General features: G+C 72.6%; 21 protein-coding genes. 11 read left to right on the forward strand and 10 right to left on the reverse strand.

Annotated elements, in window-relative coordinates; translation table 11 throughout:
• Nucleotides 1–127: 127 nt before the first annotated feature.
• Complete coding sequence (locus STRBO_RS0110455; RefSeq protein WP_005481775.1) at nt 128–4,441, reverse strand: bifunctional nitrate reductase/sulfite reductase flavoprotein subunit alpha; 4,314 nt, start codon at nt 4,439–4,441, stop codon at nt 128–130.
• Nucleotides 4,442–4,811: 370 nt separating this feature from the next.
• Between STRBO_RS0110455 and STRBO_RS0110460 the strand changes: the two genes are divergently transcribed.
• From STRBO_RS0110460 to STRBO_RS0110475, 4 genes are all read left to right on the forward strand, one after another.
• Nucleotides 4,812–5,201, forward strand: coding sequence for a cell division protein SepF (locus tag STRBO_RS0110460; RefSeq protein ID WP_028796571.1), 390 nt, complete (start codon nt 4,812–4,814; stop codon nt 5,199–5,201).
• Nucleotides 5,202–5,367: 166 nt separating this feature from the next.
• Entirely contained in the window at nt 5,368–6,543 is a 1,176-nt protein-coding gene (locus STRBO_RS0110465) for an AAA family ATPase (RefSeq protein WP_005481780.1), read from the forward strand.
• Nucleotides 6,530–6,892, forward strand: coding sequence for a nucleotide pyrophosphohydrolase (locus tag STRBO_RS0110470; RefSeq protein ID WP_005481781.1), 363 nt, complete (start codon nt 6,530–6,532; stop codon nt 6,890–6,892). Before STRBO_RS0110465 ends, STRBO_RS0110470 begins: the two co-directional genes overlap by 14 nt.
• 215 nt (nt 6,893–7,107) lie before the next feature.
• The gene (locus STRBO_RS0110475) at nt 7,108–7,584 is read left to right on the forward strand and encodes a DUF6099 family protein (protein ID WP_028796573.1); all 477 of its coding nucleotides are present in this window, start codon (nt 7,108–7,110) and stop codon (nt 7,582–7,584) included.
• Between the two features lie 67 nt (nt 7,585–7,651).
• On the opposite strand, the gene STRBO_RS43725 is transcribed toward STRBO_RS0110475, so the two are convergent.
• Nucleotides 7,652–7,819 carry a hypothetical protein gene (locus tag STRBO_RS43725; protein WP_020114164.1) on the reverse strand — a complete coding sequence of 56 codons (168 nt, stop codon included), beginning with the start codon at nt 7,817–7,819 and terminating at the stop codon, nt 7,652–7,654.
• 237 nt (nt 7,820–8,056) lie between these two features.
• Between STRBO_RS43725 and STRBO_RS0110485 the strand changes: the two genes are divergently transcribed.
• The 4 genes from STRBO_RS0110485 to uppS all read left to right on the forward strand — a co-directional run bounded on the left by STRBO_RS0110485 (nt 8,057) and on the right by uppS (nt 15,382).
• Nucleotides 8,057–8,980, forward strand: coding sequence for an LLM class F420-dependent oxidoreductase (locus STRBO_RS0110485; protein ID WP_005481783.1), 924 nt, complete (start codon nt 8,057–8,059; stop codon nt 8,978–8,980).
• Between the two features lie 251 nt (nt 8,981–9,231).
• A complete protein-coding gene (locus STRBO_RS0110490; protein WP_020114165.1) occupies nt 9,232–10,713 on the forward strand; it encodes a 3' terminal RNA ribose 2'-O-methyltransferase Hen1 in 1,482 nt (493 codons plus the stop codon).
• A complete protein-coding gene (locus STRBO_RS0110495; protein WP_005481785.1) occupies nt 10,710–13,256 on the forward strand; it encodes a polynucleotide kinase-phosphatase in 2,547 nt (848 codons plus the stop codon). Before STRBO_RS0110490 ends, STRBO_RS0110495 begins: the two co-directional genes overlap by 4 nt.
• A gap of 272 nt (nt 13,257–13,528) precedes the next feature.
• Complete coding sequence (gene uppS, locus STRBO_RS0110500; RefSeq protein WP_005481786.1) at nt 13,529–15,382, forward strand: polyprenyl diphosphate synthase; 1,854 nt, start codon at nt 13,529–13,531, stop codon at nt 15,380–15,382.
• A gap of 215 nt (nt 15,383–15,597) precedes the next feature.
• Here the strand turns inward: uppS and STRBO_RS0110505 are convergent, their stop codons facing one another.
• Both STRBO_RS0110505 and STRBO_RS0110510 read right to left on the reverse strand, forming a co-directional pair.
• Complete coding sequence (locus STRBO_RS0110505; RefSeq protein WP_020114166.1) at nt 15,598–16,494, reverse strand: inorganic polyphosphate/ATP-NAD kinase; 897 nt, start codon at nt 16,492–16,494, stop codon at nt 15,598–15,600.
• Nucleotides 16,491–17,606, reverse strand: a complete 1,116-nt coding sequence (locus STRBO_RS0110510; protein ID WP_005481790.1) for an SPFH domain-containing protein — start codon at nt 17,604–17,606, stop codon at nt 16,491–16,493. The genes STRBO_RS0110505 and STRBO_RS0110510 overlap by 4 nt, the downstream gene beginning before the upstream one ends.
• A 151-nt stretch (nt 17,607–17,757) precedes the next feature.
• On the opposite strand from STRBO_RS0110510, the gene STRBO_RS0110515 reads away from it, so the two are divergent.
• Entirely contained in the window at nt 17,758–18,981 is a 1,224-nt protein-coding gene (locus tag STRBO_RS0110515; RefSeq protein WP_020114167.1) for an arginine deiminase, read from the forward strand.
• A gap of 170 nt (nt 18,982–19,151) precedes the next feature.
• Nucleotides 19,152–20,159 carry an ornithine carbamoyltransferase gene (argF, locus tag STRBO_RS0110520; RefSeq protein ID WP_005481793.1) on the forward strand — a complete coding sequence of 336 codons (1,008 nt, stop codon included), beginning with the start codon at nt 19,152–19,154 and terminating at the stop codon, nt 20,157–20,159.
• 16 nt (nt 20,160–20,175) lie between these two features.
• Here argF and STRBO_RS0110525 read toward each other — a convergent pair whose 3' ends face one another.
• The 3 genes from STRBO_RS0110525 to STRBO_RS0110535 form a co-directional block, all read right to left on the reverse strand.
• Nucleotides 20,176–20,628, reverse strand: a complete 453-nt coding sequence (locus STRBO_RS0110525) for an ATP-binding protein (protein ID WP_028796574.1) — start codon at nt 20,626–20,628, stop codon at nt 20,176–20,178.
• 248 nt (nt 20,629–20,876) lie between these two features.
• On the reverse strand, nt 20,877–21,743 hold the full coding sequence (locus STRBO_RS0110530) for a PaaX family transcriptional regulator (RefSeq protein WP_005481795.1): 867 nt from the start codon (nt 21,741–21,743) through the stop codon (nt 20,877–20,879).
• 66 nt (nt 21,744–21,809) lie between these two features.
• Nucleotides 21,810–22,013 carry a DUF5999 family protein gene (locus STRBO_RS0110535; RefSeq protein ID WP_005481796.1) on the reverse strand — a complete coding sequence of 68 codons (204 nt, stop codon included), beginning with the start codon at nt 22,011–22,013 and terminating at the stop codon, nt 21,810–21,812.
• A 269-nt stretch (nt 22,014–22,282) separates the two neighbouring features.
• Between STRBO_RS0110535 and STRBO_RS0110540 the strand changes: the two genes are divergently transcribed.
• Nucleotides 22,283–22,732 carry a DUF6299 family protein gene (locus STRBO_RS0110540; RefSeq protein ID WP_020114169.1) on the forward strand — a complete coding sequence of 150 codons (450 nt, stop codon included), beginning with the start codon at nt 22,283–22,285 and terminating at the stop codon, nt 22,730–22,732.
• 128 nt (nt 22,733–22,860) lie between these two features.
• Here STRBO_RS0110540 and STRBO_RS0110545 read toward each other — a convergent pair whose 3' ends face one another.
• The 3 genes from STRBO_RS0110545 to STRBO_RS0110555 form a co-directional block, all read right to left on the reverse strand.
• Nucleotides 22,861–23,676 carry a carbonic anhydrase gene (locus STRBO_RS0110545; RefSeq protein WP_005481798.1) on the reverse strand — a complete coding sequence of 272 codons (816 nt, stop codon included), beginning with the start codon at nt 23,674–23,676 and terminating at the stop codon, nt 22,861–22,863.
• 216 nt (nt 23,677–23,892) lie between these two features.
• Complete coding sequence (locus STRBO_RS0110550; RefSeq protein ID WP_237547451.1) at nt 23,893–24,588, reverse strand: class F sortase; 696 nt, start codon at nt 24,586–24,588, stop codon at nt 23,893–23,895.
• Nucleotides 24,589–24,738: 150 nt separating this feature from the next.
• Nucleotides 24,739–25,242: a hypothetical protein gene (locus STRBO_RS0110555; RefSeq protein ID WP_028796575.1), complete on the reverse strand. Its 504-nt coding sequence runs from the start codon at nt 25,240–25,242 to the stop codon at nt 24,739–24,741.
• Nucleotides 25,243–25,309 lie beyond the last annotated feature (67 nt).

The raw sequence follows: 25,309 nt of genomic DNA on the forward strand, positions 1-25,309 counted from the left end.
ACGGGGGCGACGGCCTCGTGTGCCGCCCGGCCGGTCACCGGCACGCGGCGGCGTCACATATCGAGCGGAGAGACGAGACAGCGGTGGGACACGTTGTAAAGAGATGGCAAAGTCGTTCTGGGTGGGCTCAGTACACGTCCCGGACGTACCGCTTCTCCGTCGCGAGTTGCTTCACGTACGCGGCGGCCTCGCCCTCGGTCATCCCGCCGTGGGCGACCGCGACGTCCCGCAGGGCCCGGTCGACGTCCTTCGCCATGCGGGAGGCGTCGCCGCAGACGTAGAAGCGGGCGCCGTCCTGGAGCCGGTGCCACAGCTCGGGCCCATGCTCGCGCATACGGTCCTGGACATAGACCTTGGCGCGCTGGTCACGGGAGAAGGCGGTGTCCAGCCTGCCGAGCACGCCCGCCTCCTGGAGGTCCGCCAGTTCCTCCCGGTAGTAGAAGTCCGTCGCCCGGTGCTGCTCCCCGAAGAAGAGCCAGTTGGGCGCCCGGTGGCCGAGGGCCCGCCGTTCCTGGAGGAAGCCGAGGAAGGGGGCGACGCCGGTGCCCGGACCGATCATGATCATGGGGGTCGCCGGGTCGGTGGGCGGCCGGAAGTGCGGCGAGCGCTGCACGAAGACCGGCACCTCCAGGCCCGCCTCGCCGTCCGCGAGGAAGGGCGAGCAGACCCCGCCGCGCGGGCGCCCGCTCAGGTTCTCGTAGCGCACGACCGACACCGTCAGCGAGATGTGGTGCGGGTCGACGAGCGGGCTCGACGAGATCGAGTACAGCCGGGGCTGGAGCCGTTTGAAGACGCCGGCCCATTCGCCAGCGCCGGCCCGCACGGCGAACTCGGCCACCACGTCCACGGCCTGCCGCCCCCAGGACCACCGGGCGAGGCCGTCCTTGTTGTCCGGGCGCATCAGCTTCTTCAACTCCCGGTTGTCCCGCGTCCGTTCGGAGACGAAGCGGAGCAGGTCCGGGGTGATCCGGGTGATGTCGAGATGCCGGTGCAGGGCCTCGGCGAAGGGCAGCTCGCCCGCGCCGGAGACCTCCACCGGAGCCGAGCCGTCCAGACCGGTCACCGCCAGCCATTCCGCCACCAGATCAGGGGAGTTGACCGGCCGCACCCCGAGCGCGTCGCCCGCCTCGTACGACAGGCCCGTCCCGCTGGTGTCGAAGGTGAAGCGGCGAACCTCCTTGCCCGCCCCGGGCAGGCTGAGCAGCCGGTTGCCGACCAGCCGGGCGGCGGCGGGCGCGGGCCTGGCGGAACGGGCGGGCGCGGGCGCGGAGGGCTGCGGGGCGACGGTGGTGGCTGCGCCTGTGGCTGGGGCTGTGTCTGCGCCTGTGCTTGCGCCTGGACCGACAGCCGTGGCCGTGGCCGTGGCCGCGGTGGTGGCGGTGGCGGTGGTGGTGGCGGTGGCGGTGGCGGTGTGAGATTGCCAAGTCCCGGGCGCACCCCCGGTCCCGTCCGCCTCGGTGCCGAGCGCGGTGATGACCTGGCCCAGCCAGGCGTCCGCCGACGGTTCGTAGTCCGGCTCGCAGTCCGTGCGGGGCGCCAGGCGCACCGCGCCCAGCTCGTCGAGCCGGGCGTCGAGGCGGCGGCCGTGCCCGCAGAAGTCGTCGTAGGAGGAGTCGCCGAAGGCCAGCACCGCGTAGCGCACTCCGTCCAGGCGGGGGGCCTCCCGGTGGGACAGCGCGTCCCAGAAGCCGGAGCCGTTGTCAGGCGCGTCGCCGTCCCCGAAGGTGCTGGTGATCAGCAACAGGTCCGCCCCGACCGGCAGCCGCTCCGGCTCGGCCTCGTCCATCCCGACCAGGGTGGCCCGGTGTCCGGCGGCTCCCAGATGCTCGGCGGCCGCCACCGCGAACTCCTCGGCCGTCCCGGTCTGCGAGGCCCACAGCACGACGACCTCACGCCCGGTGGTGACGGCCGCCGGCGCGGGTCCCGGGTCCGCCGACCGCGAGTACATCCCGGCGAGCACCCCGTTGACCCACATCGCGTGCGCGGGGCTGAACGGCGCGTCCACCGGCAGCACGGGCACCCCCCGCACGCCGGACCCGAGCCCGGCGAGGAAGCCGGTGAGGTACTGGCGCTCCTGGGCGGAGAGCACGGGCGGGGGCGAGGGTTCGAGACCGAAGACCTCGGCGCCGGCAGCGACCACCGGAACCGCCACGGCCGCCGGAACCGTCACCGAGGGCGGCGCGGTCACGGTCGCCGGAACGGTCAGCGCGGTCGGAAGGGCCGGAGCAGGCGGAGCGGTCGTCCCGGCCGGAACGGCCGAGGCTTCCGGAGCCCGTACCGGCGCGGCCACCTTCGCCAGCGACACCGCGCACACCTTCAACTCCGGCTGGAACGACAGCGGATCCACCGCGTCGCTCGTCACCGCGTTGATGCTCAGATACTCGCCGAACAGGTCGTTCCAGTGGAACGGCGCGAACACGCACCCGGGCATCACCCGGTCCGACACCACCGCCGGGAGCACGGCACGCCCCCGCCGCGAGGCGACCTCCACCAAGTCCTTGTCCCGCAGGCCCAGCGCGTCCGCGTCCCGCGGATGCACCTCCAGGAACGGCCCGGGGTTCAGCTTGTTGAGCTTGGCGACCCTGCCCGTCTTCGTCAGCGTGTGCCACTGGTGCTGCAAGCGCCCGGTGTTGAGCACGAACGGATAGTCGTCGTCCGGCATCTCGGCGGCCGGCAGGTGCGGCCGGGCATGGAACACGGCCCGTCCGCTGGGTGTGGGGAAGAGGAGCCCCCCGTCCGCCCCGGCCCCGGCGTACCGGATCGGGTTGCGCGCCGGCCCGTCCTCCGTGGCGGCGGGCCACTGCACCGACCCCGACCGGAGCCGCTCGTAGCTCACCCCGCGCAGATCCCACCCGGTCTTCGGGTTCCACGCCCGCCTGATCTCCTCGAAGACCTGCTCGGCGGTGTCGTACGAGAACCCCTTCTCGAAGCCCATCTCCCGCGCCACGGCCGCGATGATCCGCCAGTCGGCCATCGCCTCGCCCGGCGGGTCGGCGGCCGGGGCGGCGAGCGTGAGGTTGCGCTCGCTGTTGACGAGGACGCCCTCGGACTCCGTCCACAGGGCGCCGGGCAGGACGACATCGGCGTACGCGTTGGTCTCGGTGTCGGCGAAGACGTCCTGGGTGACGACGAACTCGGCGGCCTCCAGGCCCTCGATCACGGTCCGGCGGTTGGCGACCGAGGCGACGGGGTTGGTGCAGATGATCCAGCAGGCCTTGATCTCCCCGTCGGCCATCTTCCGGAACATCTCGACCGTGCCCCCGCCGACACCGTCCGCGCGCAGGCTGTCCGGGGCCAGTTCCCACAGCTCCTCGACGAACGCCCGCTCCTCGTCCACCAGCACGGACCGCTGCCCCGGCAGCCCCGGCCCCATGTAGCCCATCTCGCGCCCGCCCATGGCGTTGGGCTGTCCGGTGAGGGAGAACGGGCCGCTGCCCGGACGGCAGATCGCGCCGGTCGCCAGATGCAGGTTGACGAGCGCGTTGGTGTTCCAGGTGCCGTGCGTGGACTGGTTGAGCCCCATCGTCCAGCAGCTCGTCCACTCGGCGGCCTCGCCGATGAGCCGGGCCGCCTCGCGGATGTCGTCCGCCGGGATGCCGGTGATCGCGGCGACGGCGTCCGGCGCGTAGTCGGCGAGGAAACCGGGCATCGCCTCCCAGCCCTCGGTGTGGGCGGCGATGAAGTCGGGGTCGGTGTGCCCGTCCGCGTGCAGCAGATGGAGAAGCCCGTTGAGCAGGGCGAGATCGGTCCCCGGGCGTATCCGCAGGAAGAGATCGGCCTTCTCGGCCGTCGCCGTGCGGCGCGGGTCGACGACGATCAGCTTGGCGCCCGCCTTGACCCGGTCCATCATGCGCAGGAACAGGATCGGATGGCAGTCCGCCATGTTCGAACCGATGACGAGGAAGACGTCCGCCCGGTCGAGGTCCTCGTACGAGCCGGGCGGCCCGTCGGCGCCGAGCGACAGCTTGTAGCCCGTGCCGGCGCTCGCCATGCACAGCCGGGAGTTGGACTCGATCTGGTTGGTGCGGATGAAGCCCTTGGCCAGCTTGTTCGCCAGGTACTGGGCTTCGAGGCTCATCTGGCCGGAGACGTAGAAGGCGAACGCGTCGGGTCCGTGTTCGTCGATGATCGCGCGCAGCCGCCGGGCGGTCGCGGCGATCGCGTCGCGGACGGGCGCGGGGACCGGCTCCTCCCCCCGGTCGTCGCGGACGAGGGCGGTGGTGAGGCGGCCGGGTGCGGCCAGCATGTCGGCCGTGGTGGCGCCCTTGGTGCACAGACGGCCGAAGTTCGCCGGGTGGGACTTGTCGCCGGACGCCTTAAGGACCGTCCGCCGGCCGTCGGGGCCCATCCCGACGTCCAGGAGCATGCCGCAGCCGACACCGCAGTACGAGCACACGGTCCGCACCTGGGTCGTGGTGCTCTGCGGGCCCTGTGCGGCCACGGGCGGCCCCTCTCTGTCGGCGTCCGGGGTGTCCGGTCGGTCGTCCGAACCGGTCCGCCGTCGCTGTCCGGTACGGCGGACCGGTTGCTTCTCAGGTACGGCGGACGGTTGGCTTCCGCTCAGCTCCGGGGCGCGGCCCGGCAGGCTCGATCGTACGAATTGCCCGTTACGCCTGTGTCACATGACCTGATCATGAGGCGTTACGCCCGCCACACACGGCCGCGCAAGGGGCTGTGAGGGCGCGTTCCGGCCGTTGTTCCGGAAGGAGGCGTGGCGGTCCGTGTCGTTGTTGGGCCGAACGGGTGACCATGCGTAAGAATTGGCTGATGCAGTCATTCAGTGCGAGCCAGGGGGAAGGCCGGTGAACAGGGTGAACAGCCACGATGTCACCGACGAGCAGTGGGAGGGGCTCGCCCAGGTCGTGCCGTTGCGAGGCCGGGACGCCTGGCCGTCCGCGGTCGGCCACCGGACCATACCGGAGGCCGAGACCGAGGCCCGCCGGCGCTTCGTGGTGCTCCGCGTCAACGTCTTCGCGGACGCCCGTGACGTGGCGGAAACGCTGATGGCGGGCATTCCGGTGCTGCTGGATCTGTCGGGCGCGGAGGCCGACACAGCCAAGCGCGTACTGGATTTCAGCACAGGGGTCGTTTTCGGCCTCGCCAGCGGGATGCACCGCGTGGACCGGAACGTGTTCCTTCTCACCCCACGCGGAACCGAGGTGCGGGGGCTGATGGAGGGGGCGGGGATTCCCGGGGCCTGAGAAACGCGGCGGGGGTGCTCGGGGCCGGCGCTGCCGCTCCCGATCCGATCGGGGCGCTTTTCGAGGAGTGCGGGGCGCCCCCTCCGGACGAGGGCGCTCCCTCGATCGTAGGAAGATCCACTCGGCGGAACGGTTTGCCTGGCGAACGGGCCCCTACTGTCCGCATATGACCGTGTCATCCCTGTCGCCGATGCTCCCCGGCGCGGACGCCGGGGCGCGTCCGGAGCGGCCGAGCGTCATCGAGTTGCGGCTCTCCGCCTTCGCCGGGCACCGGGGCGCCTTCCTGCCGCTGGGTCCGCTGACCCTCCTCGCGGGACGCAGCGGCAGTGGCAAGACCACCGCCCTGCGGGCCTACGAGGCGCTCGCGAGACTCGGCGGCGGCGCCCGCCTCGACGAGGCCTTCCCCGACCCGCTCGGCTGCGTCCCCGAACGGGCCCGGCCCGACGCCCAGCGGCGGCGCGGCTTCCGCATCGGCTGCACGACCGACGGCCCCGAAGGCCCCGTGCACCTCGACGTCGCCGTGCAGGCCGAGCCCGAACTCCGCGTCGTGGGCGAGCGGTTGACGTCCGGCGGCCGCACCCTGCTGCAGACGGCGCTCGTCGACCCGGGCCGCCCCGTCGTCCAGGCCTCCTGGCACACCGCCGGCACCTCCCCGGTCACCCGCGGCCCGCTCCCCGACGACCGCCTCGGCACCGCGCTGCTCCCGCTGCGCGTGGCCGGCAAGACGGACGGCCAGCGCCAGGTCCTCGCCGCCGCCGAGCAGACGGTCGTCGCCCTCCGGTCGGTCTACGCCTGCGATCCGCGCCCCGGCCGGATGCGCGCCGCCGTACCGCTCGGCTCGGGACGCCTGCTGCGCGGCTGCGACAACCTCGCCGACGTGCTGTGGCGCACGCGCACGGAGTGCGGCCGGCGGCACGCGCTGCTCGTCGGGGCCGTGCGCGACGGCTGCGCGGGACCGGTGCTGGACCTGCTGGCCGAGCCGCTGCGCGACGGCGCGGTACGGGCCGTGCTGGACCGGGGTGACGGGGTGCGGACGGCCCTGGGCCTGCTCGGTGACGGGGAACTGCGGTATCTGGCGCTGGCCCTGGTGCTGTTCACCGGGCCCGGCGTCCTGGAGGTCGACCCGGTCGCGGAGGTGCCCGCGGCACTGCAGACGCTCACGGTCCTCGCCGACGGCTTCGACCGGTCCCTCGATCCGAGGCAGGCCCTGGAACTGGTGCGACTGGCGGCCCGGATGTGCGAACGCGGGCACATCCGGCTGGCCGGCACGGTGAGCGATGCCTCCTGGGCCGCGGGGCTGCCAGGGGTGACGGTGGTAGACCTGAACCGTGAAAGATCCTGAACCCGCGCGGGAGTCCGCGACCGAACTCGACCTGGCGACCCTGCAGCGGCGCCTCGCGGAGTTCGCCGCCGCCCGCGACTGGCAGCGGTACCACACCCCGAAGAACCTGGTCTCCGCGCTGAGCGTGGAGGCGTCCGAACTCGTCGAGATCTTCCAGTGGCTGACGCCGGAGGAGTCCGGCCGCGTGATGGCGGACCCCGGGTCCGCCCACCGTGTCACGGACGAAGTCGCCGACGTGCTGGCCTACTTGCTCCAGTTGTGCGAGGTCCTGGGGATCGATCCGCTGTCGGCCCTGGCTGCGAAGATCGACCGCAACGAGCGGAGATTCCCGGCGCCGGAGCGCCCCTGACGGTGCTCGGCGGGCGCCCGGTGGGGGGTCGGCGGCACCGGGTTCTCGCACCACCGTCACTCTCCGGAGTCAAAAAGTTCTCCACAGCCGACTTGTTATCCACAGATTTCAGACTTCCTCTGGCTTTCCGTATCGGCGACCCTCACTGTGGGTAATGAACAGGCAGGAGTTCAGGCGGACGTGTGAGAGCACGTCGGGACAGTCGGGGGCAGCGCATGGATGCGGTGCGGCTCATTGTGGCGAGCAGGCGAGCACTGGCGGGCAGCGCCGAGGGACCTCAGCTCATGGCGGAGGCGTGGCAGTCCTATGCCCTCGCCCAGGCCATCGGCAGCCGCCTCGCGGTCTCGGGGCCTCCCGAACTGCGCGGCGAGGCCCTCGGGTTGACCGAACTGGCCGGCAGCGGCTGCGGCATACTCGGCGCGCCCCCGCTCGGCGTGGGCGACTTACGCGCCGCCCAACTCACCGAGTTGGGCGACGCCCACGAGTCGCTCGTGCGGCTCGGCGTCCTGCTCGGCGAGGTCGGTATCGCCCTCGTCGGCCTGGCCAGCGGCGCCGGCGACGAGGCGACGTACTGGCAGTGCATGGAGGCGATCGACGCGGCGGACGAGGCCCGCGACCGCGTCCTGGAGATGCTGCGTCGCCTGGCGGTCAGGGACCAGGTCCTCTCGGAACGGGACGCGGCCACCGGATGACCCTCTCATCAAGGGCCGGGCCCCGTTCTTCCAGGGCGCGGGGGACTGCGCGACCCTCAGGGAGGGATCAGAGGGCGCCGCTCTCCTCCGCGGCGGCGGCCCGCGGCACCGAGAGGTCCGCGTCGAGCTGGGACAGGTCCGCGTTCAGGGCAGCCATCAGCTCCTCCATCTGCTGGAGCAGACCCTTCGGCTGCGCAGGCACGGCAGTCTGCTCCGGCACGGCTTCCTGGGACATGTGACGGCTCCTCGGCCCTCGCCCCCCGAGGGGGCACGTGTGCGGGCGTCCCGGCAGCGGCCGCCGGCGACGGGTGCCGGGCGGTCCGGCTCCTCCCGAGCAACGATCACCGTTCGCGCCGGTCACTGGGCCGAGCCCGCCCCGTGCGCCGGAGCGACGGATTTCACCCGACCGTGGCGCGACGGCACCGGCGGGACCGGTGCCGTCGACCGGTGTCCGAGCATGCAGGATGGAGGCATGGATCTTCGCATCTTCACCGAGCCCCAGCAGGGGGCGACCTACGACACCCTCCTCACCGTCGCCAAGGCCACCGAGGACCTCGGCTTCGACGCCTTCTTCCGCTCCGACCACTACCTCAGCATGGGGTCCTCGGACGGCCTGCCCGGCCCCACCGACGCCTGGGTCACCCTGGCCGGACTCGCCCGCGAGACCAGGCGCATCCGCCTCGGCACGCTGATGACCGCCGGCACCTTCCGGCTGCCCGGCGTGCTCGCCATCCAGGTCGCCCAGATCGACCAGATGTCCGGCGGCCGCGTCGAACTCGGCCTGGGCGCGGGCTGGTTCGAGGAGGAGCACAAGGCCTACGGCATTCCCTTCCCCAAGGAGAAGTTCGCCCGCCTGGAGGAGCAGCTGGCCATCGTCACCGGTCTGTGGGCCACCGAGGTCGGCAAGACGTTCTCCTACGAGGGCACCCATTACCAGCTGACCGATTCGCCCGCGCTGCCCAAGCCCGCGCAGGCCAAGGTGCCGGTTCTCATCGGCGGTCACGGCGCGAGCCGTACCCCGCGCCTCGCCGCGCGCTACGCCGACGAGTTCAACATGCCGTTCGGCTCGATCGAGGACAGCGAGCGCCAGTTCGGCCGGGTCCGCGCGGCCGCCGAGGAGGCCGGCCGCAAGGGCGACGACCTCGTGTACTCCAACGCCCTGGTCGTCTGCGTGGGCAAGGACGACGCGGAGGTCGCCCGCCGCGCCGCCGCGATCGGCCGCGAGGTCGACGAGCTGAAGGCCAACGGCCTCGCCGGCTCCCCGGCCGAGGTCGTCGACAAGATCTCCCGCTACCAGGCCATCGGCTCCCAGCGCCTCTACCTCCAGATCCTCGACCTCGACGACCTGGACCACCTGGAACTGATCGCCGGCCAGGTGCAGTCCCAGCTGTCGTAGGGGAAGCGAAAGGACGCGTCCCCGTGCCCTCCTGAGGCGCGGGAGCGCGTGGCCACGCGGCCGGACGCACGCGTGGCGCACGGCCGCCACGCATGCGGTGGCGTGCGGAAAATGCCCGCGTGCGGCCCGAGCCCTGCCTGTACGTTGGGGGCGCGCGCCGAAACGGGACGATGCGCAGGTATCCGCAGTTCAGACACCTTCTCCTCGACGCGGGCACCCGCCCCGGACACTCACCACGAGGCCACTCCACCGTGTTTCTGACGATCAGTACCACCGGCACCCCAGAGCGCCCAGCGACCGATCTCGGCTTCCTGCTGCACAAGCATCCCGATCGGACGCAGGCGTTCTCCACCTCGTACGGCAAGGCCCACGTCCTCTACCCCGAGGCGGGCGTCGAGAGGTGCACGGCCGCGCTGCTGCTGGAGGTGGACGCGGTGGCGCTGGTCCGGCGCGGCAAGGGCAAGGGCCGCGGCGGGGCACCGGACGCGGCCCTCGCGCAGTACGTCAACGACCGCCCGTACGCGGCCTCCTCTCTCCTCGCCGTCGCGCTCAACGACGTCTTCTCCAGCGCCGTGCGCGGCCAGTGCAAGGCCCGGCCCGAACTGCCGGAGCAGAACCGCCCGTTGCGCGTCGAGATACCGGCGCTGCCCGCGCGCGGCGGCCCGGACCTCGTCGTCGCGCTGTTCGAGCCGCTCGGCTGGACGGTCACCGTGGAACCGGTGGCGCTGGACACCCAGTTCCCGGAGTGGGGCGCCTCCCGTTACGTACGGCTCGTCCTTGAGTCGGAGTCGCTGACCCTGGCCGAGGCGCTGCGCCACCTGTACGTCCTGCTGCCGGTCCTCGACGACACCAAGCACTACTGGGTGTCCTCGGACGAGGTCGACAAGCTGCTGCGCGCGGGGGAGGGCTGGCTCCCGGCCCACCCGGAGCACCAGCTGATCACCAGCCGCTACCTCTCCCGTCGCTGGTCGCTGACCCGGCAGGCCATGGAGCGCCTGGAGCTCGTCCGCCTCGCGGAGGCCGACGACAGTGAGGTCGAGGCGATCGACAACGCCGTCGAGGAGGCCGCGGACGGCGAGGCCGGGGTCGAGGAGAAGCCGACACCGCTCGCCGTGCAGCGCCGGGACGCGATCCTCGCCGCGCTCGCGGAGTCCGGCGCGGCGCGGGTCCTCGACCTGGGCTGCGGCCAGGGCCAGTTGGTGCAGGCGCTGCTCAAGGACGTCCGCTACACCGAGATCGTCGGTACGGACGTGTCGATGCGCGCGCTGACCATCGCCTCCCGCCGCCTCAAGCTCGACCGCATGGGCGAGCGCCAGACGGCCCGCGTCCAGCTCTTCCAGAGTTCCCTCGCCTACACCGACAAGCGGCTCAAGGGGTACGACGCCGCTGTGCTCTCGGAGGTCGTCGAGCACCTCGACCTGCCCCGGCTGCCCGCCCTGGAGTACGCGGTGTTCGGCTCGGCCCGCCCGCGGACCGTCCTTGTGACCACGCCGAACGTCGAGTACAACGTCCGCTGGGAGAGCCTGCCGGCCGGCCATGTCCGGCACGGCGACCACCGTTTCGAGTGGACGCGCGAGGAGTTTCGGACCTGGGCGGCGAGGGTGGCCGAACGGCACGGCTACGAGGCCGCGTTCGTGCCCGTCGGACCGGACGACCCGGAGGTGGGGCCGCCCACCCAGATGGCCGTGTTCAAGCTGCGCAACACCAACGAGAAGGAGGCGAAGGCGGCATGACCGAGACCCAGCTGAAGCAGGGGCGCACCCTGCCCGTTACCGACCTCTCCCTCGTGGTGCTGATCGGCGCGTCCGGCTCGGGCAAGTCGACGTTCGCCCGGCGGCACTTCAAGCCCACCGAGATCATCTCGTCCGACTTCTGCCGCGGCCTCGTCTGCGACGACGAGAACGACCAGGGCGCGACGAAGGACGCCTTCGACGTCCTGCACTACATCGCGGGCAAGCGCCTCGCGGCCGGCCGCCGCACGGTCGTCGACGCCACCAGCGTGCAGCAGGAGTCCCGCAAGCAGCTGATCGAGCTGGCGCGCGCACACGACGTCCTGCCGATCGCCATCGTGCTCGACGTGCCGGAGGAGGTGTGCGCCGAACGCAACGCGGCCCGCACCGACCGCGCCGACATGCCACGCCGCGTGATCCAGCGCCACACCCGCGAACTCCGCCGCTCCCTGAGGCACCTGGAGCGCGAGGGCTTCCGCAAGGTCCACGTCCTGCGCGGCGTCGAGGACGTCGAGAACGCCACGGTCGTCACCGAGAAGCGCTTCAACGACCTCACCCACCTCACCGGCCCGTTCGACATCGTCGGCGACATCCACGGCTGCGCGAGCGAGCTGGAGGCGCTGCTCGGCAAGCTGGGCTACGTCGACGGCGTGCACCCGGAGGGCCGTACGGCCGTCTTCGTCGGCGACCTCGTCGACCGGGGACCGGACAGCCCGGGTGTGCTGCGCCGGGTGATGTCCATGGTCGGCTCGGGCAACGCCCTGTGCGTCCCCGGCAACCACGAGAACAAGTACGGCCGTTACCTCAAGGGCCGCAACGTCCAGCACACCCACGGCCTCGCCGAGACCATCGAGCAGATGGAGGGCGAGAGCGAGGAGTTCACGAAGCAGGTCCGGGAGTTCATCGACGGGCTCGTCAGCCACTACGTCCTCGACGGCGGCCGGCTGGTCGTCTGCCACGCCGGTCTGCCGGAGAAGTACCACGGCCGGACCTCCGGCCGGGTGCGCAGCCACGCGCTGTACGGCGACACCACCGGCGAGACCGACGAGTTCGGACTGCCGGTGCGCTACCCGTGGGCGGAGGACTACCGGGGCCGCGCCGCCGTGGTCTACGGCCACACCCCGGTGCCCACCGCCACCTGGCTGAACAACACCATCTGCCTCGACACGGGCGCCGTCTTCGGCGGCAGGCTCACCGCGCTGCGCTGGCCGGAGCGCGAACTCGTCGACGTACCCGCCGAGCGTGTCTGGTACGAGCCGGCGAGGCCGCTGGCCACGGAGGCGCCCGGCGGGCACGAGGGCCGGCCGCTGGACCTGGCGGACGTGTACGGCCGGCGGGTCGTCGAGACCCGGCACGCGGGCCGGGTCTCGGTCCGTGAGGAGAACGCCGCCGCCGCGCTGGAGGTCATGAGCCGCTTCGCGGTCGACCCGCGCCTGCTGCCGTACCTGCCGCCGACGATGGCCCCGACGGCCACCTCGCGCGTCGACGGTTTCCTCGAACACCCGGCCGAGGCGTTCGCGCAGTACAAGGAGGACGGGGTCGCCCGGGTCGTGTGCGAGGAGAAGCACATGGGTTCGCGGGCCGTGGTCCTGGTCTGCCGGGACGCGGACGCGGCGCGCGAGCGCTTCGGTGTGGACGGTCCCACCGGATCCCTCTACACGCGCACCGGCCGCCCGTTCTTCGACGACGAGGCCCGCACCGAGCTGGTCCTCGGCCGGATACGCGAAGCCGTGGCCGCGGCCGGGCTGTGGGAGGACCTGGCCACCGACTGGGTGCTGCTGGACGCCGAACTGATGCCCTGGTCGCTGAAGGCGTCCGGGCTGCTGCGCACCCAGTACGCGGCCGTCGGGGCCGCCTCCGGCGCCGTCTTCCCGGGCGCGCTGGCCGCCCTGGAGGGTGCGGCGGCCCGTGGCGTGGACGTGGGGGAGCTGCTGGGCAAGCAGCGTGAGCGGGCCGCCGACGCGGCCGCGTTCACCGACGCCTACCGGCGGTACTGCTGGCCCACCGAGGGCTTGGACGGTGTCCGCCTCGCCCCCTTCCAGATTCTCGCCGTCCAGGGCCGCAGCCTCGCCGCCCTGCCGCACGACGAGCAGCTGGCCCTCATCGACCGGCTCGTCGAGTTCGACGTCAGCGGTCTGCTGCAGACCACCCGGCGCCTCTTCGTCGACACCGGCGACGAGGCCTCGGTGCGGGCCGGGATCGACTGGTGGCTGGAGATGACCGGCCGGGGCGGCGAGGGCATGGTCGTCAAGCCGGTCGGGGCCGTGGTCCGCAGCGGCCAGGCAAGGCTGGTCCAACCGGGCATCAAGTGCCGGGGCCGGGAGTACCTGCGGATCATCTACGGCCCGGAGTACACCCGCCCCGAGAACCTCGACCGGCTGCGCGGCCGGTTCCTCAACCACAAGCGGTCGCTCGCCCTGCGCGAGTACGCCCTCGGCCTGGAGGCCCTGGACCGACTCGCCGAGGGTGAGCCGTTGTGGCGGGTGCACGAGGCGGTGTTCGGGGTACTGGCCCTGGAGTCGGAGCCGGTCGACCCCCGTCTGTGATAACCCGCGTCCGGGGCCCACGGGCCCCCGGCGCGATGGGGTACGGCCCCTGCCCGTGCCGGACGGAACCCCCGTCCGGCACGGGCGGACCCGCGCCCGGGAGGCGACAATGCGGCTGATAATGTCGCAGCCAGGCGTGGCCGTGCACTGCGTTCGAATGGTTCCGGCGGTTCCGGCAGTGCTCGGGGGAAAGTGATCGCAGCCAGTCGCAGGCGATCGCTGTCACCCGAGTCGGTCCCATCGGTCCCATTCGAAGGTATGTGGGGTTTCCCATGCGTCGCAGCATCACGCGGTCCGTCACCCGGTCCGGGCGAGAGCGATCGGCACTCGACGCCGCGTACGAGGAGTGCCGCCGCCTGGTCCGCTCGACCCGGCCCACCGAGTACGCCCTGATGCAGCTGATGCCACCGGCCGTACGCCCCGCCTGCTGGGCTCTGTACGCCGCCCTCGCCGCCGCCGACGACCTGGTCGACTCGACCGAGGGCACCCCGCAGGAGCGCGCCCGCCGGCTCGAACAGTGGCGGGCCGCGCTGGAGTCGGACCTGTCGAGCGGCACCAGCGACGACCCGGTCCGGCGGGCGCTGACCGACGCGGTGTGGCACTGGGGGCTCGACCTCGGCGACCTGCTGGCCTCTCTGGACGCGGTCGGGCGGGACGAGGGCCGTGAGGGCGTCGCGACCTGGCAGGAGTGGCGGGAGCGCGCGCACGCCCAGAACGTCAGCTGGCCCGAGCAGCTGATGCGGATGCTGGTCCGGTCCGGGCTGCCCGTCCCCGTGCGCCTGCGCGACCTTCCGGGCTTCACCCGTTTCGTGGACGGCCTGTTCCTCACCGACATGCTCCGCGACCTCCCCGAGGACCTCGACGCCGGGCAGGTCTGGTTCCCCGCCGAGGTCCTCGACCGCTTCCACGTCACACCGGCCGAGCTGCTGTCCCGCGAGTGGACCCCCGCCGTCCGGGGGCTGGTCTCGCACCTCGCGGGCCAGGCCCGTGAATGGCTGGAGAACTCCCGCCGGGCGCTGCGGAACACGCTGCCGCTGGGCCCCGCCATCGTGCTCGACAGCGCGGTCGAGCTGTTCGGCGCGGAGCTGGACGCGATCGTCCGGGCCGGATCGGCCGTCCTGCACCGGCCGGTTCGGGTTCCCCGGCACGTCGAATGGCGCATCCTCGGCCCGGCGCGGGCGCGGGCGGCCGTGGTGTGGCGGCTGACGCTGCCGCCGGGCGACTCCCCGGAGAGGACGGCGGCCGGGGCCCGCGCGGGTACGACACCGTCCGCCGACGGGGCCCCGGACGCGCCGGCACCGGCCCTGGCCGACGGCACCGGGCCGGGCACCACGCGGATCGCCGAACCGCCGCTGCCGCCGCGCCCGCACCGCGACGGTGTCCGCCCGCCGGCCATACCCGAGGCTCATCTCCCGCGGCACGTGGCGATCGTCATGGACGGCAACGGCCGGTGGGCGACCGGGCTCGGGCTGCCCCGTGACGAGGGTCACCGGGCCGGAGCGGTCGCCCTGCGGGACGTCGTCCAGGGCGCCCTGGAGATCGGTCTCGCCCATCTGACGGTCTACGCCTTCTCCACCGAGAACTGGAAGCGGTCGCCCGACGAGGTCTCCAAACTCTTCGCGATCATGCGCGCCGAACTCCTCGACGGCGAACTCCTCGACCACGACGTACGTCTGCGCTGGGTCGGTTCCCCCGACGGCCTCCCGGAGGACGTGGTGGAGGTTCTGCGGGCCCAGGAGCACGCCACCCGCCACCGCACCGGCCTCACCTTCAACGTCTGCGTCAACTACGGCGGGCGTGCCGAACTGGCCCGCGCGGGCGCGGCGCTGGCCCGTGCCGCGGTGGCCGGCGAGGTCGACCCCGCGCGCGTCTCCGAGCAGCTTTTCGCCGCCCATCTGCCCCACCACGCCCTGCCGGACGTGGACCTCCTGTGGCGCACCAGCGGCGAGATCCGCACCTCCAACTTCCTCCCCTGGCACGCCCACTACGCCGAGCTCCACTTCACCGACGACCCCTGGCCCGAGGTGGACCGCCGCGACCTGTGGGAGGCGGTGGTCGCCTACACCCACCGCAAGCGCCGCAAGGGCGCCGCGTCGGTGCCCACGTCTGCCGACGGGGCCGAGTGACGGGGCCGCTTCAGAGCTCGGGGGCGCGGTTCGGTCGGCGGCTGCGGGTGGTGCGTGGTTGCTCGCGCAGTTCCCCGCGCCCCTGATGGCCCTGTGGCCCTTTCAGGGGCGCGGGGAACTGCGCGAGAAGCCCCACCGAACCCGCGGACGGGGGTCGAAGGGGCGCAGCCCCTGGGGATGGGACGGGTAGGGGCGGCGGGGGGCGACCCACCGTGTCAGCCCACCAGCCGCAACCGGACCCCCGCCACCCCCACCCGCACCGTCTGCCCCCACGTCAGCTCCAGCGCGTCCCCCTCCATCCCGTCCCCGAAGACGATGAGCCGGTCCGACTCGGCGGTGAGGCACAGCCGGGCGGCCGCCGCCAACTGTCCCGCCACCAGCGACGTCCCGGTGGCGGGCGAGGGCCATGCCTCGCGCACGAACCACAGGAGCCGGTCCTCGCCGGGCCCGGGCAACGCCAGCTCACTCGCCCGTTCCTGCCACACCGACCGGATCCATCCGCTCGCCCCGGTCCCCGTCCCGACGAGCACCCCGGACGAGGCCTGGGGTTCGACGGCACCCCTGTCGCCGTCGAACCCCAGGCGGTACCGGGCGGTCTGGTGACCCGCCGCGCCGAGGTAGATCTCGTTGAGCGCCACCAGCCGCTGCGTGTCGTCGGCGACGGCCTCCACCATGGTCAGCTCGTCCGACCCCACGCCGTGCTGCGAGGAGGTGAGCAGCTTGCCCGCCTGATCGGGCCGGTGGCGCACCAGCACCCCCGGATTGCGCCGGGGGTCGGGGTTGATCCCCACCACCGGCTGCCCCGCGAGGTACTTGGCGACATTGGCCACCAGCCCGTCCTGCCCGACCACGACCACGACGTCCTCGGGGGCGAACAGGAACCGGTCCAGGTCGCCCCGCTCGACCCGCGCCTGACGCCAGGTCAGCGGCACCGAGGCCGTGACCTCCGCCAGCGCCCCGCGCTCGCGCCGGTGCCGCTCGGCCACGTCCTCGATGTCCCGCCCCCGGGACCGCAGGAAGAAGGCTGCCTGGCCGTGCGTCCCGTGCCGGGCCACCAACTCCTCGTACTCGGTGGTGCGATGGACCAGCACCACCCGCGGGGCGAGACTCACGCCGCGTCCCCGCCGCCGCCCGCCCCGCCCAGCCGTGAGAGCAGCCCGGTCAGCACGTCCGGCGAGACGGTCACGCTCTCGATGCGCGGCAGGTTCTCCGCCAGCCGTGTCGCGGTCAGCGCGTGCAGCGTCGCCGCGTCCACCTCGGCGTGCACCCGCAGCCAGGCCGCCTGTGCCTCGGCCCGCGCCGCACCCACGGCCCGCGCGGCACGCGCCTCCGCCTCGGAGAGCCTGACCTGCCGCTGCGCCTCGGCCTCGGCCAGCTTCACGCTCCGCGTGGCCTCCGCCTCCGCGAGCCTCACCGTCCGCTCGGCCTCCGCCTCGGTCAGCCGTACCGTCCGGGCCGCCTCCGCGCCTGCCTTCACCGCGTCCGCCGAGGCCCTCTCCTCCGCCTCCCGCCGTGCGTTGGTCCCCCGCTGCTCGACCAACTGCTCCTCCCGCCTGGCGAGTTCGATCTGGCTGGCCAGCTCGTTCTCGGCGATGGCCCGCTCCCGCTCGACGGCCACCGCCCGCCGTTCGTAGGTCGCCCGGTCCGCCTCCTGCTGGATCTGTTCCCGGGCGGGCGTGCGCAGCGCGCGTTCCACCTCGGGCTCGGGCCGCAGCGCCACCACGCGTACGGCCACGATCTCGATCCCGGTGGCGGGGAGCCGGGGCTCGGCCGCCAGCCCGCTCGCCACCCGCTCCCGGACCGCCGCGACGCCGTCGACCAGGGCCGACGCCAGTGTCGTCCGGGCCAGGACGTCCAGTGCGTGCTGCTGGGCCGTCTCCGTCAGCAGCGTCGAGAGCTGTTCCAGGGGTGCCCCGCGCCAGACGCCCGTGTCGGGGTCGACGGAGAAGTCGAGGCGGACGGCGGCGATCGCCGGGTCACTGACCCGGTAGGTGACCGTCGCCTGCACCGCCACGTCCTGGAAGTCGGAGGTACGGGCGTGGAAGGTCATCGCCAGCTCCCGGTCGTCCACCGGTATCTCGGAGAGCGCGGCGCTCAGCGACCGGTACCAGAAGCTCAGCCCCGGGCCGTCGTGCACGAGCCGCCCGGAGCGGTGGTGGCGAATGTGCGCGGTGGGCGCGCCGCGCAGATGCCGCCAGCCGAGACGTCTGGTGATGTCGGCCATGGATGATCCCCCTCGTGATGACTGATCGACCCCGCTTAATGTCACTCAGACGATAATGGGACGGCCTCTTATCGTCAAGGGGACGAGATGGAAGGATTCCGATTCGGCCGACCGGCGGGTGAACACGCGCCCGAATGGTCAGGATGAGGACATGGGATTCCACGTCGACTCCGAGGCCGGGCGGCTGCGCCGCGTCATCCTGCACCGGCCGGATCTAGAGCTCAAAAGGCTCACCCCCAGCAACAAGGACGCGCTGCTCTTCGACGACGTGCTCTGGGTGCGCCGGGCGCGCGCCGAGCACGACGGGTTCGCCGACGTGCTGCGCGACCGGGGGGTCGCCGTCCACCTCTTCGGCGACCTCCTCACCGATGCCATGCGGATCCCGGTCGCCCGGGGGCTGGTCCTCGACCGGGTCTTCGACGAGAAGGAGTACGGCCCGCTCGCCACGGACCATCTCAGGACCGCCTTCGAGTCGCTTCCCCTGACGGAGCTGGTCGAGGCGCTGATCGGCGGCATGACCAAGCGCGAGTTCCTCGACGCGCACATGGAGCCGACCTCCGTCCGCTTCCATGTCATGGAGCTGGACGAGTTCCTCCTCGACCCCCTGCCCAACCACCTCTTCACCCGCGACACCTCCGCCTGGATATACGACGGGGTCTCCATCAACGCCATGCGCTGGCCCGCTCGTCAGCGCGAGACCGTCCACTTCGAGGCGATCTACCGGCACCATCCCCTCTTCCGCGACGAGACGTTCCACGTCTGGTCGGAGGGGCAGGCCGACTACCCCTCGACCATCGAGGGCGGCGACGTCCTCGTGATCGGCAACGGCGCCGTCCTCATCGGCATGAGCGAGCGCACCACCCCCCAGGCCGTGGAAATGCTCGCCCACAAGCTGTTCGCCGCCGGCTCCGCGCAGAGCATCGTGGCCCTCGACATGCCGAAACGCCGCGCCTTCATGCACCTCGACACCGTCATGACCATGGTCGACGGCGACACCTTCACCCAGTACGCCGGACTCGGCATGCTCCGCTCCTACACCATCGAACCCGGCGTCGGCGAGAAGGAGCTCAAGGTCACCGACCATCCGCCGGAGCACATGCACCGCGCGATCGCCGCCGCGCTCGGCCTGGACTCCATCCGGGTGCTGACCGCCACGCAGGACGTGCACGCCGCCGAACGTGAGCAGTGGGACGACGGCTGCAACGTCCTCGCCGTCGAGCCCGGCGTCGTCGTCGCCTACGAACGCAACGCCACCACCAACACGCATCTGCGCAAGCAGGGCATCGAGGTGATCGAGATTCCCGGGAGCGAGCTGGGGCGGGGGAGGGGCGGGCCGCGCTGCATGAGCTGCCCGGTGGAGAGATCGGCCGTATAGGCGGCCGGCCCTACGGCATGCGGCCGTCCGGCCGTCCCTCCGTCCGGCCGTCCCTCCGTCCCTCCGTCCCTCCGTCCGCCCGGACATGCGCCCGTATAGAAATGTGGAACATCGTATAGACTTCCAGTCTTCCTTACGCTGACCCTGTCCCGTCGACCCAGGAGCGCCCCATGGCGACCGTTCCCCACGCCCTCGCCGGGCGCCACTTCCTCAAGGAGCTGGACTTCACCGCGGAGGAGTTCCGCGGGCTGATCGGGCTGGCCGTGGAGCTGAAGGCGGCCAAGAAGGCCGGGACGGAGACCCAGCACCTGCGCGGCCGCAACATCGCGCTCGTCTTCGAGAAGACCTCGACACGCACCCGCTGCGCGTTCGAGGTGGCCGCGGCCGACCAGGGGGCCCGGACCGTGTACCTCGACCCCTCCGGCTCCCAGATGGGCCACAAGGAGTCCGTACGGGACACCGCGCGGGTGCTCGGCCGGATGTTCGACGCGATCGAGTACCGCGGGGACAGCCAGGCCAACGTCGAGGAGCTGGCCGCGTACGCCGGCGTCCCGGTCTACAACGGCCTCACCGACGACTGGCACCCCACCCAGATGCTGGCCGACGTGATGACCATGACCGAGCACTGCGCCAAGCCGCTCCACGAGACGGTCTTCGCCTACCTCGGCGACGCCCGCTTCAACATGGGCAACTCGTACCTGGTCACCGGGGCCCTGCTCGGCATGGACGTCCGGATCGTCGCCCCGCAGGACTACTGGCCGGCCGAGGAGATCGTCGTCCACGCGCGCAAGCTCGCGGAGATCAGCGGGGCGCGGATCACGCTCACCGAGCACGTCCACGAGGGGGTCGAGGGCGCCGACTTCGTCGCCACCGACGTCTGGGTCTCCATGGGCGAGCCCAAGGAGGTCTGGGACGAGCGCATCGGCGCACTGTCCCCGTACGCCGTGACCATGGACGTCCTGCGGGCCACCGGCAACGCGGACGTCAAGTTCCTGCACTGCCTGCCGGCCTTCCACGACCTCGGCACGAAGGTGGGGCGCGAGATCCACGAGATGCACGGGCTGGACTCGCTGGAGGTGACGGACGAGGTGTTCGAGTCGTCGCACTCGGTCGTCTTCGACGAGGCGGAGAACCGGCTGCACACGATCAAGGCGGTTCTGGTGGCGACGCTGGGCTGAGCCCCGCGCGGCCCCGCTACACGTGGCGGCGCTGGGGCGGCACCGTCGGCAGCCTGAACCACACCGCCTTGCCCGAGTCCGTCGGGCGGTGGCCGCACGCCGAGCTGAGCGCGCGGATGAGAAGCAGTCCGCGGCCGTGCTCCTGCCAGGGGTCGGGGTCGAGGTGGCCCGGAGCGGTCAGATCGCCCGGGGGCGCCGGGTCGGGGTCGTGGACCTCCACCTTGCAGCCGGTCGGGACCAGCTCCACCACCAGCTCTATGGGACCGTCACCGGCCGCGTGCTCGATCGCGTTCGCGACCAGCTCCGCCGTGAGCAGCTCCGCCGTGTCGCAGTCCGCCCCGTGCTCCAGTTCGGTCAGCGCCGTACGCACCAGTGCACGGGCCACGGGCACGGCCGCGGCGGTGTGCGGCAGCGCGATGCGCCAGGAGGCGGGGGCGGAGGGTTCTTGCAAGGCGGCGGGTCCGTTCATGGAGCAGGTCATGGCTCGTCCTGCTTTCAACGTGATGAATGGTACGGCGAGCACCGGCAAAGCCGCTCGGCGGGCGCCGCGGGGGACCTTCGGCCCCGTTGCCGCCGGTCTACCCACGGCAACGCTCCGCCGCGCCCGGCCGATCCCGTCGTTACGGCCTTGTCGAACGCCCGTGACCGAGTCACGCCGGGCGTGCCGGCGAGGACACGGGGGACCGCCGTCCTGCCCGCGCTCGGCGGCCCGACGGGTCAGACCGTCCCGCCCGGCGCCCCGTGCCCCGGGCGCCCCGGGCCCCTGCGCGGGTCCACCCCCGCGAATGCCGCCCCGGGGTCCCGCAACCGCGCGTGCAGGGCCCGGAACACGGCCGCCGCACGCACCCCCGGCCAGTCCGCCGGAAGCAGCGCGGCGGGCAGCCCCGGGTCGACGTACGGGAGGTGCCGCCAGGAGTCCAGGGCCGTCAGATAGTCGCGGTACGCCTCCTGCGGCGGGGTGTCCTCGCGGCGGTCCCAGCCGCGCAGCACGGGCGCGTGCCGGTCGAGGAACGCCTCGTGCCGCTTGGCGATCCCGGACAGGTCCCACCATCGCGCCACGGCCTCGGCGGTCGCCGCGAACCCCAGATGCTCGCCCCGGAACAGGTCCACGTACGGGTCGAGCCGCAGCCGGGTCAGGGTGTGCCGGGTCTCCTCGTGCAGCCGGGCCGGCGCGATCCACACGCCCGGGGCGGCCGTGCCGAAGCCGAGTCCGGCGAGCCGGGAGCGCAGCACATGCCGTTTCTGCCGCTCCGACTCCGGCACCGAGAACACCGCCAGGACCCAGCCGTCGTCCTGTTCGGCCGCCGGCGCGTGGATCCGCCGGTCGCTGTCGTCCAGGAGCCGCCGCGCGTCGTCCGACAGCGCGTACCCGGCCGCCCCCGCCGCCGTACGGGCCGGCAGCAGCAGGCCACGCCGTTTCAGCCGGGACACCGAGGAGCGGACGGAGGGTGCGTCGACACCGATCGCCGCGAGCAGCCGGATCAGCTCGGAGACGGGCACGGGTCCCGGCACCGAACGGCCGTAGGCGCCGTAGAAAGTGACGATGAGCGAACGAGGTGCGTGCTGTTCCGACACGTTGATCATTTTAGGTCGCCGGTATCACCGCTGGTCACGCAGGGTGCGTCGTTCCGCCGCGAACGGAAGGGCGTTTCAGGCGGCGGTCGCCAGGTGGCCGAAGGCCGGGCGGTGCGGGGCGACCACGCTGCCGTCGGGCAGGAGTTCACCGGTGTCGTCGAAGACGATCGCCCCGTTGCACAGCAGGTTCCAGCCCTGCTCGGGGTGGAAGGCGACGATGTGCGCGGCGTCGCGGTCCGTGCTGTCGATCGAGGGGCACAGGGGCTGGTGAGCACACATGGCGCACCTCCACGTCGTGGTGAGTGCCGGCGGCGAGCACCGCCTCGCACCCCAGACCATGCCCGCGCCGGGACCTCATGGCCACACGGTTCCGCGAGACGTGACAGCACCCGGACGTGCCGTGACAGGACGCGGACACAACGCCCGGCGCGCGGGCCGCGGCCGGTAGTGAGGACGGCGCAACCGACGCGCCGACGCGGGGGTGACGATCACGGGCGCGCACCGGCCGGGCCGGTACCTCTGAAAACCCCGTTCCCAGGAGGTATCCCATGCCCTTGTCCCCGGCCTTTCCGCAGGTCCCGCGCGTGCTCGGCGCCGTCGCCGGTGCCGCGCTGCTGCTGCTCGGCGCCGCTGCGTCCGCCGGTGCCGCGTACGACTCGTCCGAGACGGTGACCATCGACCCCACCGGGTACGTCGCCCCGGACGGCACCCTCACCCTGTCCGGCACGTACCGCTGCCTCGGCAGCAGCGGCCCCGTGTTCGTCTCGTCCTCGCTCCAGCAGGGCGACAGCAGGGTCCGCAAAGGGGTCGGCGGGTCGTCGGCGGTCTGTGACGGCGCCGAGCACGCCTGGACCAACACGGACAGGGCCGAGCCGGGCCGCTATCTGCCGGGCCCCGCCCGGGTGGAGGCCACCGTCACCGAACTGTCGGGCGGCGGCCTGCCGCTGCCCAGGTTCCACGCGGTGCGGCAGCAGGACATCACCCTCGTCGAGGGCTGAGCCGGCGGGCGGGCGAGTCCCGGGCCGCGCGCCCGCGACCGCACAGAAGAAGGCGGCTCCGGCGGTGGGTGGTCCACCGGAGCCGCCTTCCTGCCGCCCGGGCCTGTCGCCCCGGGCGGGCGTGCGCGCTACTTGAGCAGATGCACCCGCTGCGTCGTCAGGTCGTAACGGGCGCCGACGACGGCCACCTTGCCGGCCTTGAGCCTGGCGGCGACGTCGGGGTCGGCCACGACCTTGGAGCGGACGAGCCGGACGTTCGCGTCGATCGTCGCCGCGACCCGCGCGTCGCCGGTCACACTGTGGTCGATGGCCGGGGCGATCTCGTCGGCGATGTACTGGATGCCGCTGGGCAGCTCCTCACCGCTCTCGTCCACCGCGACGGCGGCCTTCACGGCCCCGCAGGACTGGTGGCCGAGCACCACGACCAGCGGGATGTTCAGTTCGAGGACGCCGTACTTGACGCTGCCGAGCACCGACTGGTCCAGCACCTCGCCCGCGCTGCGCACGGTCATCAGGTCGCCGAGGCCCTGGTCGAAGACCAGCTCCGGGGGGACGCGGGAGTCGATGCAGCCGAGAATGAGGGCGAACGGCTCCTGACCGGTCGTCAGGGCCTTGCGCACGGCGTAACCCTCGTCGGGGTGCCGCTCGTGCAGGGTCCGCCAACGGCGGTTGCCCTTCGAGAGTTCCTTCAGTGCCTCGTCCGCCGTGCTCGGCCGCTTGGGGGTGGGGGGCGTGGAGTGCGAGCGGGTGGAGCGGGTGACGGGCTCGGCGTTCGCCGGGAAGGCGCCGACGGCGAGGCCGCCGCCGACGACGGCGGTGCCGGCCAGCGCGGCGCGCAGGAGTGAGCGTCGGCCGCGAGGCTTCGCGTGGGATATCGGTGCGTCGGCGCCGGTGGCGGTCGCCTCGGCGGCGTCGCCGCTGTGGGGTGCTGCGTCAGGATTCACGGGCAGGAACGTACGTCCGGCCTAAACGCTCAAACGTTCAAGATGCCGAATCATGGACGAGTGTTGATCAATCATGGCTGACCCTTGAATGGTTCTTGGTCACTTCAGTGCCGGTTTTTGGACAGCCGGTCGCTCACTGTTCAATTCACGGGTGGGGAGCGCCTTCTGTCTCCGCGTCCGGCCGGCTGGTCGGCGCCCGCCGCCGGCGGCGGGTCGTCACCACGTCCGGTGCGCGAAGACCACCAGGTTCTTCGTGTAGTCCATGACGCTGCGGTCGTAGTCGCCCGCACAGGTGATCAGCCGGACCTCCGGCCGGGACGCGTCGGCGTACACCCGCTTGTCGGGGAAGTCGTCCTTCTCGAACGTCTCGGCGGCGTCGACCACGAAGGACACCCGCTCGCGGTCGGCGCGTACGACGTGGAAGACGTCCCCCTTCTCCAGTTGGCCGAGCCCCGCGAAGACGGCAGGCGAGGTCTTCGTGTCGACGTGCCCGGCGATGATCGAGGTGCCCGTCTCCCCGGGGGCGGCGCCCTCGGCGTGCCAGCCCACGAGGTTCACGTCGTCGGCCGGCGGAGCCTCCAACTGACCGGAACGGCCGACGTACAGAGGGACGAACGGGGCGCTCACCCGGATCTTCGGGATGAGCAGCCGGACCGGCCGGGACCCGCTCTCCCGCTGCCGACGTGCCGGCGGCTCGGCGGGGCGGTCCTGCCCGGCCGAGGAGGGCGGGGCGGCCTGCGGGGCGTGCCGGGCGTTCGGCGGGCGGGAGGCGTCGGTCGAGGAGTCCTCACCGCCGAACAGGCTCACCACGAGGATCATCAGGCCCACGGCGCACAACGCGGTCGTATTGACCCGGGCGCTCGGGCGGGCCGGCACCGGACCGGTACCGGGGGGAGTAGGGCGGGCTGCCATCGGACACCACCTCACCAGGTACGGCAGCGGAACGGACGGACGGGCACAGGACGGTCGGGGGACATCCCGGAACGCCGGCCGGGCCGCCACACGACACACGGTGTGGCGGCCGCGGCCGCTATCGCGCCAGGTATCGCGCCCGGCATGGGCTCAGGCCGCGCTTCCGGCGGTCTTCCTGCGCCGCAGGGCGTACATGCCCGTACCGGCCACCGCGAGGACGGCCATCCCGCCGGCGGTCACCGCGGGCGAGGCCAGCGCGCCGCCACCGGTGTGCACACCGCCGCGCGGCTTGTCGTGGTCGCCCTTCCAGGCCCCCTCCTCCTCGTCCTTCCAGGAGCCCTTGTCCTGCTCGTCCTTCCAGGACTCCTTCTCCTGGCCGTCCTTCGTGGCCTCCTCCTTGTCGTAGCCCCCCGCGTCGGGCTTGGCGCCCCGCTCGGAGCTCCAGTCACCCTCGGTGTTCAGCGAGGTCAACGCACCGCCACCCGTGTGAACCCCGCCGCGCGGTCCGTCGTGGCTGCTGTCCTTGTCGTGCTCCTTGCTGTAGCCATGGTCCTCGTGGTCCCACTGGTCACCGTCGGCGTAGGCGCCGGGCGCGGTGATGGCGAGGACGGCGGTGGCCGCCGCCGTAGCGAGAAGCATGCGAGCAGAACGCATCTGATGGTCCTTCCGCCACAGCCGGGCAGCTGGTGCTTCGTCAGCTGACTTGACCCGGCTCCGACGT

The organism is Streptomyces bottropensis ATCC 25435, from assembly GCF_000383595.1.
GTDB lineage: Bacteria > Actinomycetota > Actinomycetes > Streptomycetales > Streptomycetaceae > Streptomyces > Streptomyces bottropensis.

Bases quoted from the DNA above. Each gene is read 5' to 3' on its own strand.
- STRBO_RS0110465 (WP_005481780.1), top strand. From the start codon at position 5,368: ATGACCGTGTCATCCCTGTCGCCGATGCTCCCCGGCGCGGACGCCGGG.
- STRBO_RS0110475 (WP_028796573.1), top strand. From the start codon at position 7,108: ATGGATGCGGTGCGGCTCATTGTGGCGAGCAGGCGAGCACTGGCGGGC.
- STRBO_RS43725 (WP_020114164.1), bottom strand. From the start codon at position 7,819: ATGTCCCAGGAAGCCGTGCCGGAGCAGACTGCCGTGCCTGCGCAGCCG.
- STRBO_RS0110485 (WP_005481783.1), top strand. From the start codon at position 8,057: ATGGATCTTCGCATCTTCACCGAGCCCCAGCAGGGGGCGACCTACGAC.
- STRBO_RS0110495 (WP_005481785.1), top strand. From the start codon at position 10,710: ATGACCGAGACCCAGCTGAAGCAGGGGCGCACCCTGCCCGTTACCGAC.
- uppS (WP_005481786.1), top strand. From the start codon at position 13,529: ATGCGTCGCAGCATCACGCGGTCCGTCACCCGGTCCGGGCGAGAGCGA.
- STRBO_RS0110510 (WP_005481790.1), bottom strand. From the start codon at position 17,606: ATGGCCGACATCACCAGACGTCTCGGCTGGCGGCATCTGCGCGGCGCG.
- STRBO_RS0110515 (WP_020114167.1), top strand. From the start codon at position 17,758: ATGGGATTCCACGTCGACTCCGAGGCCGGGCGGCTGCGCCGCGTCATC.
- argF (WP_005481793.1), top strand. From the start codon at position 19,152: ATGGCGACCGTTCCCCACGCCCTCGCCGGGCGCCACTTCCTCAAGGAG.
- STRBO_RS0110525 (WP_028796574.1), bottom strand. From the start codon at position 20,628: ATGAACGGACCCGCCGCCTTGCAAGAACCCTCCGCCCCCGCCTCCTGG.
- STRBO_RS0110530 (WP_005481795.1), bottom strand. From the start codon at position 21,743: ATGATCAACGTGTCGGAACAGCACGCACCTCGTTCGCTCATCGTCACT.
- STRBO_RS0110535 (WP_005481796.1), bottom strand. From the start codon at position 22,013: ATGTGTGCTCACCAGCCCCTGTGCCCCTCGATCGACAGCACGGACCGC.
- STRBO_RS0110540 (WP_020114169.1), top strand. From the start codon at position 22,283: ATGCCCTTGTCCCCGGCCTTTCCGCAGGTCCCGCGCGTGCTCGGCGCC.
- STRBO_RS0110550 (WP_237547451.1), bottom strand. From the start codon at position 24,588: ATGGCAGCCCGCCCTACTCCCCCCGGTACCGGTCCGGTGCCGGCCCGC.
- STRBO_RS0110555 (WP_028796575.1), bottom strand. From the start codon at position 25,242: ATGCGTTCTGCTCGCATGCTTCTCGCTACGGCGGCGGCCACCGCCGTC.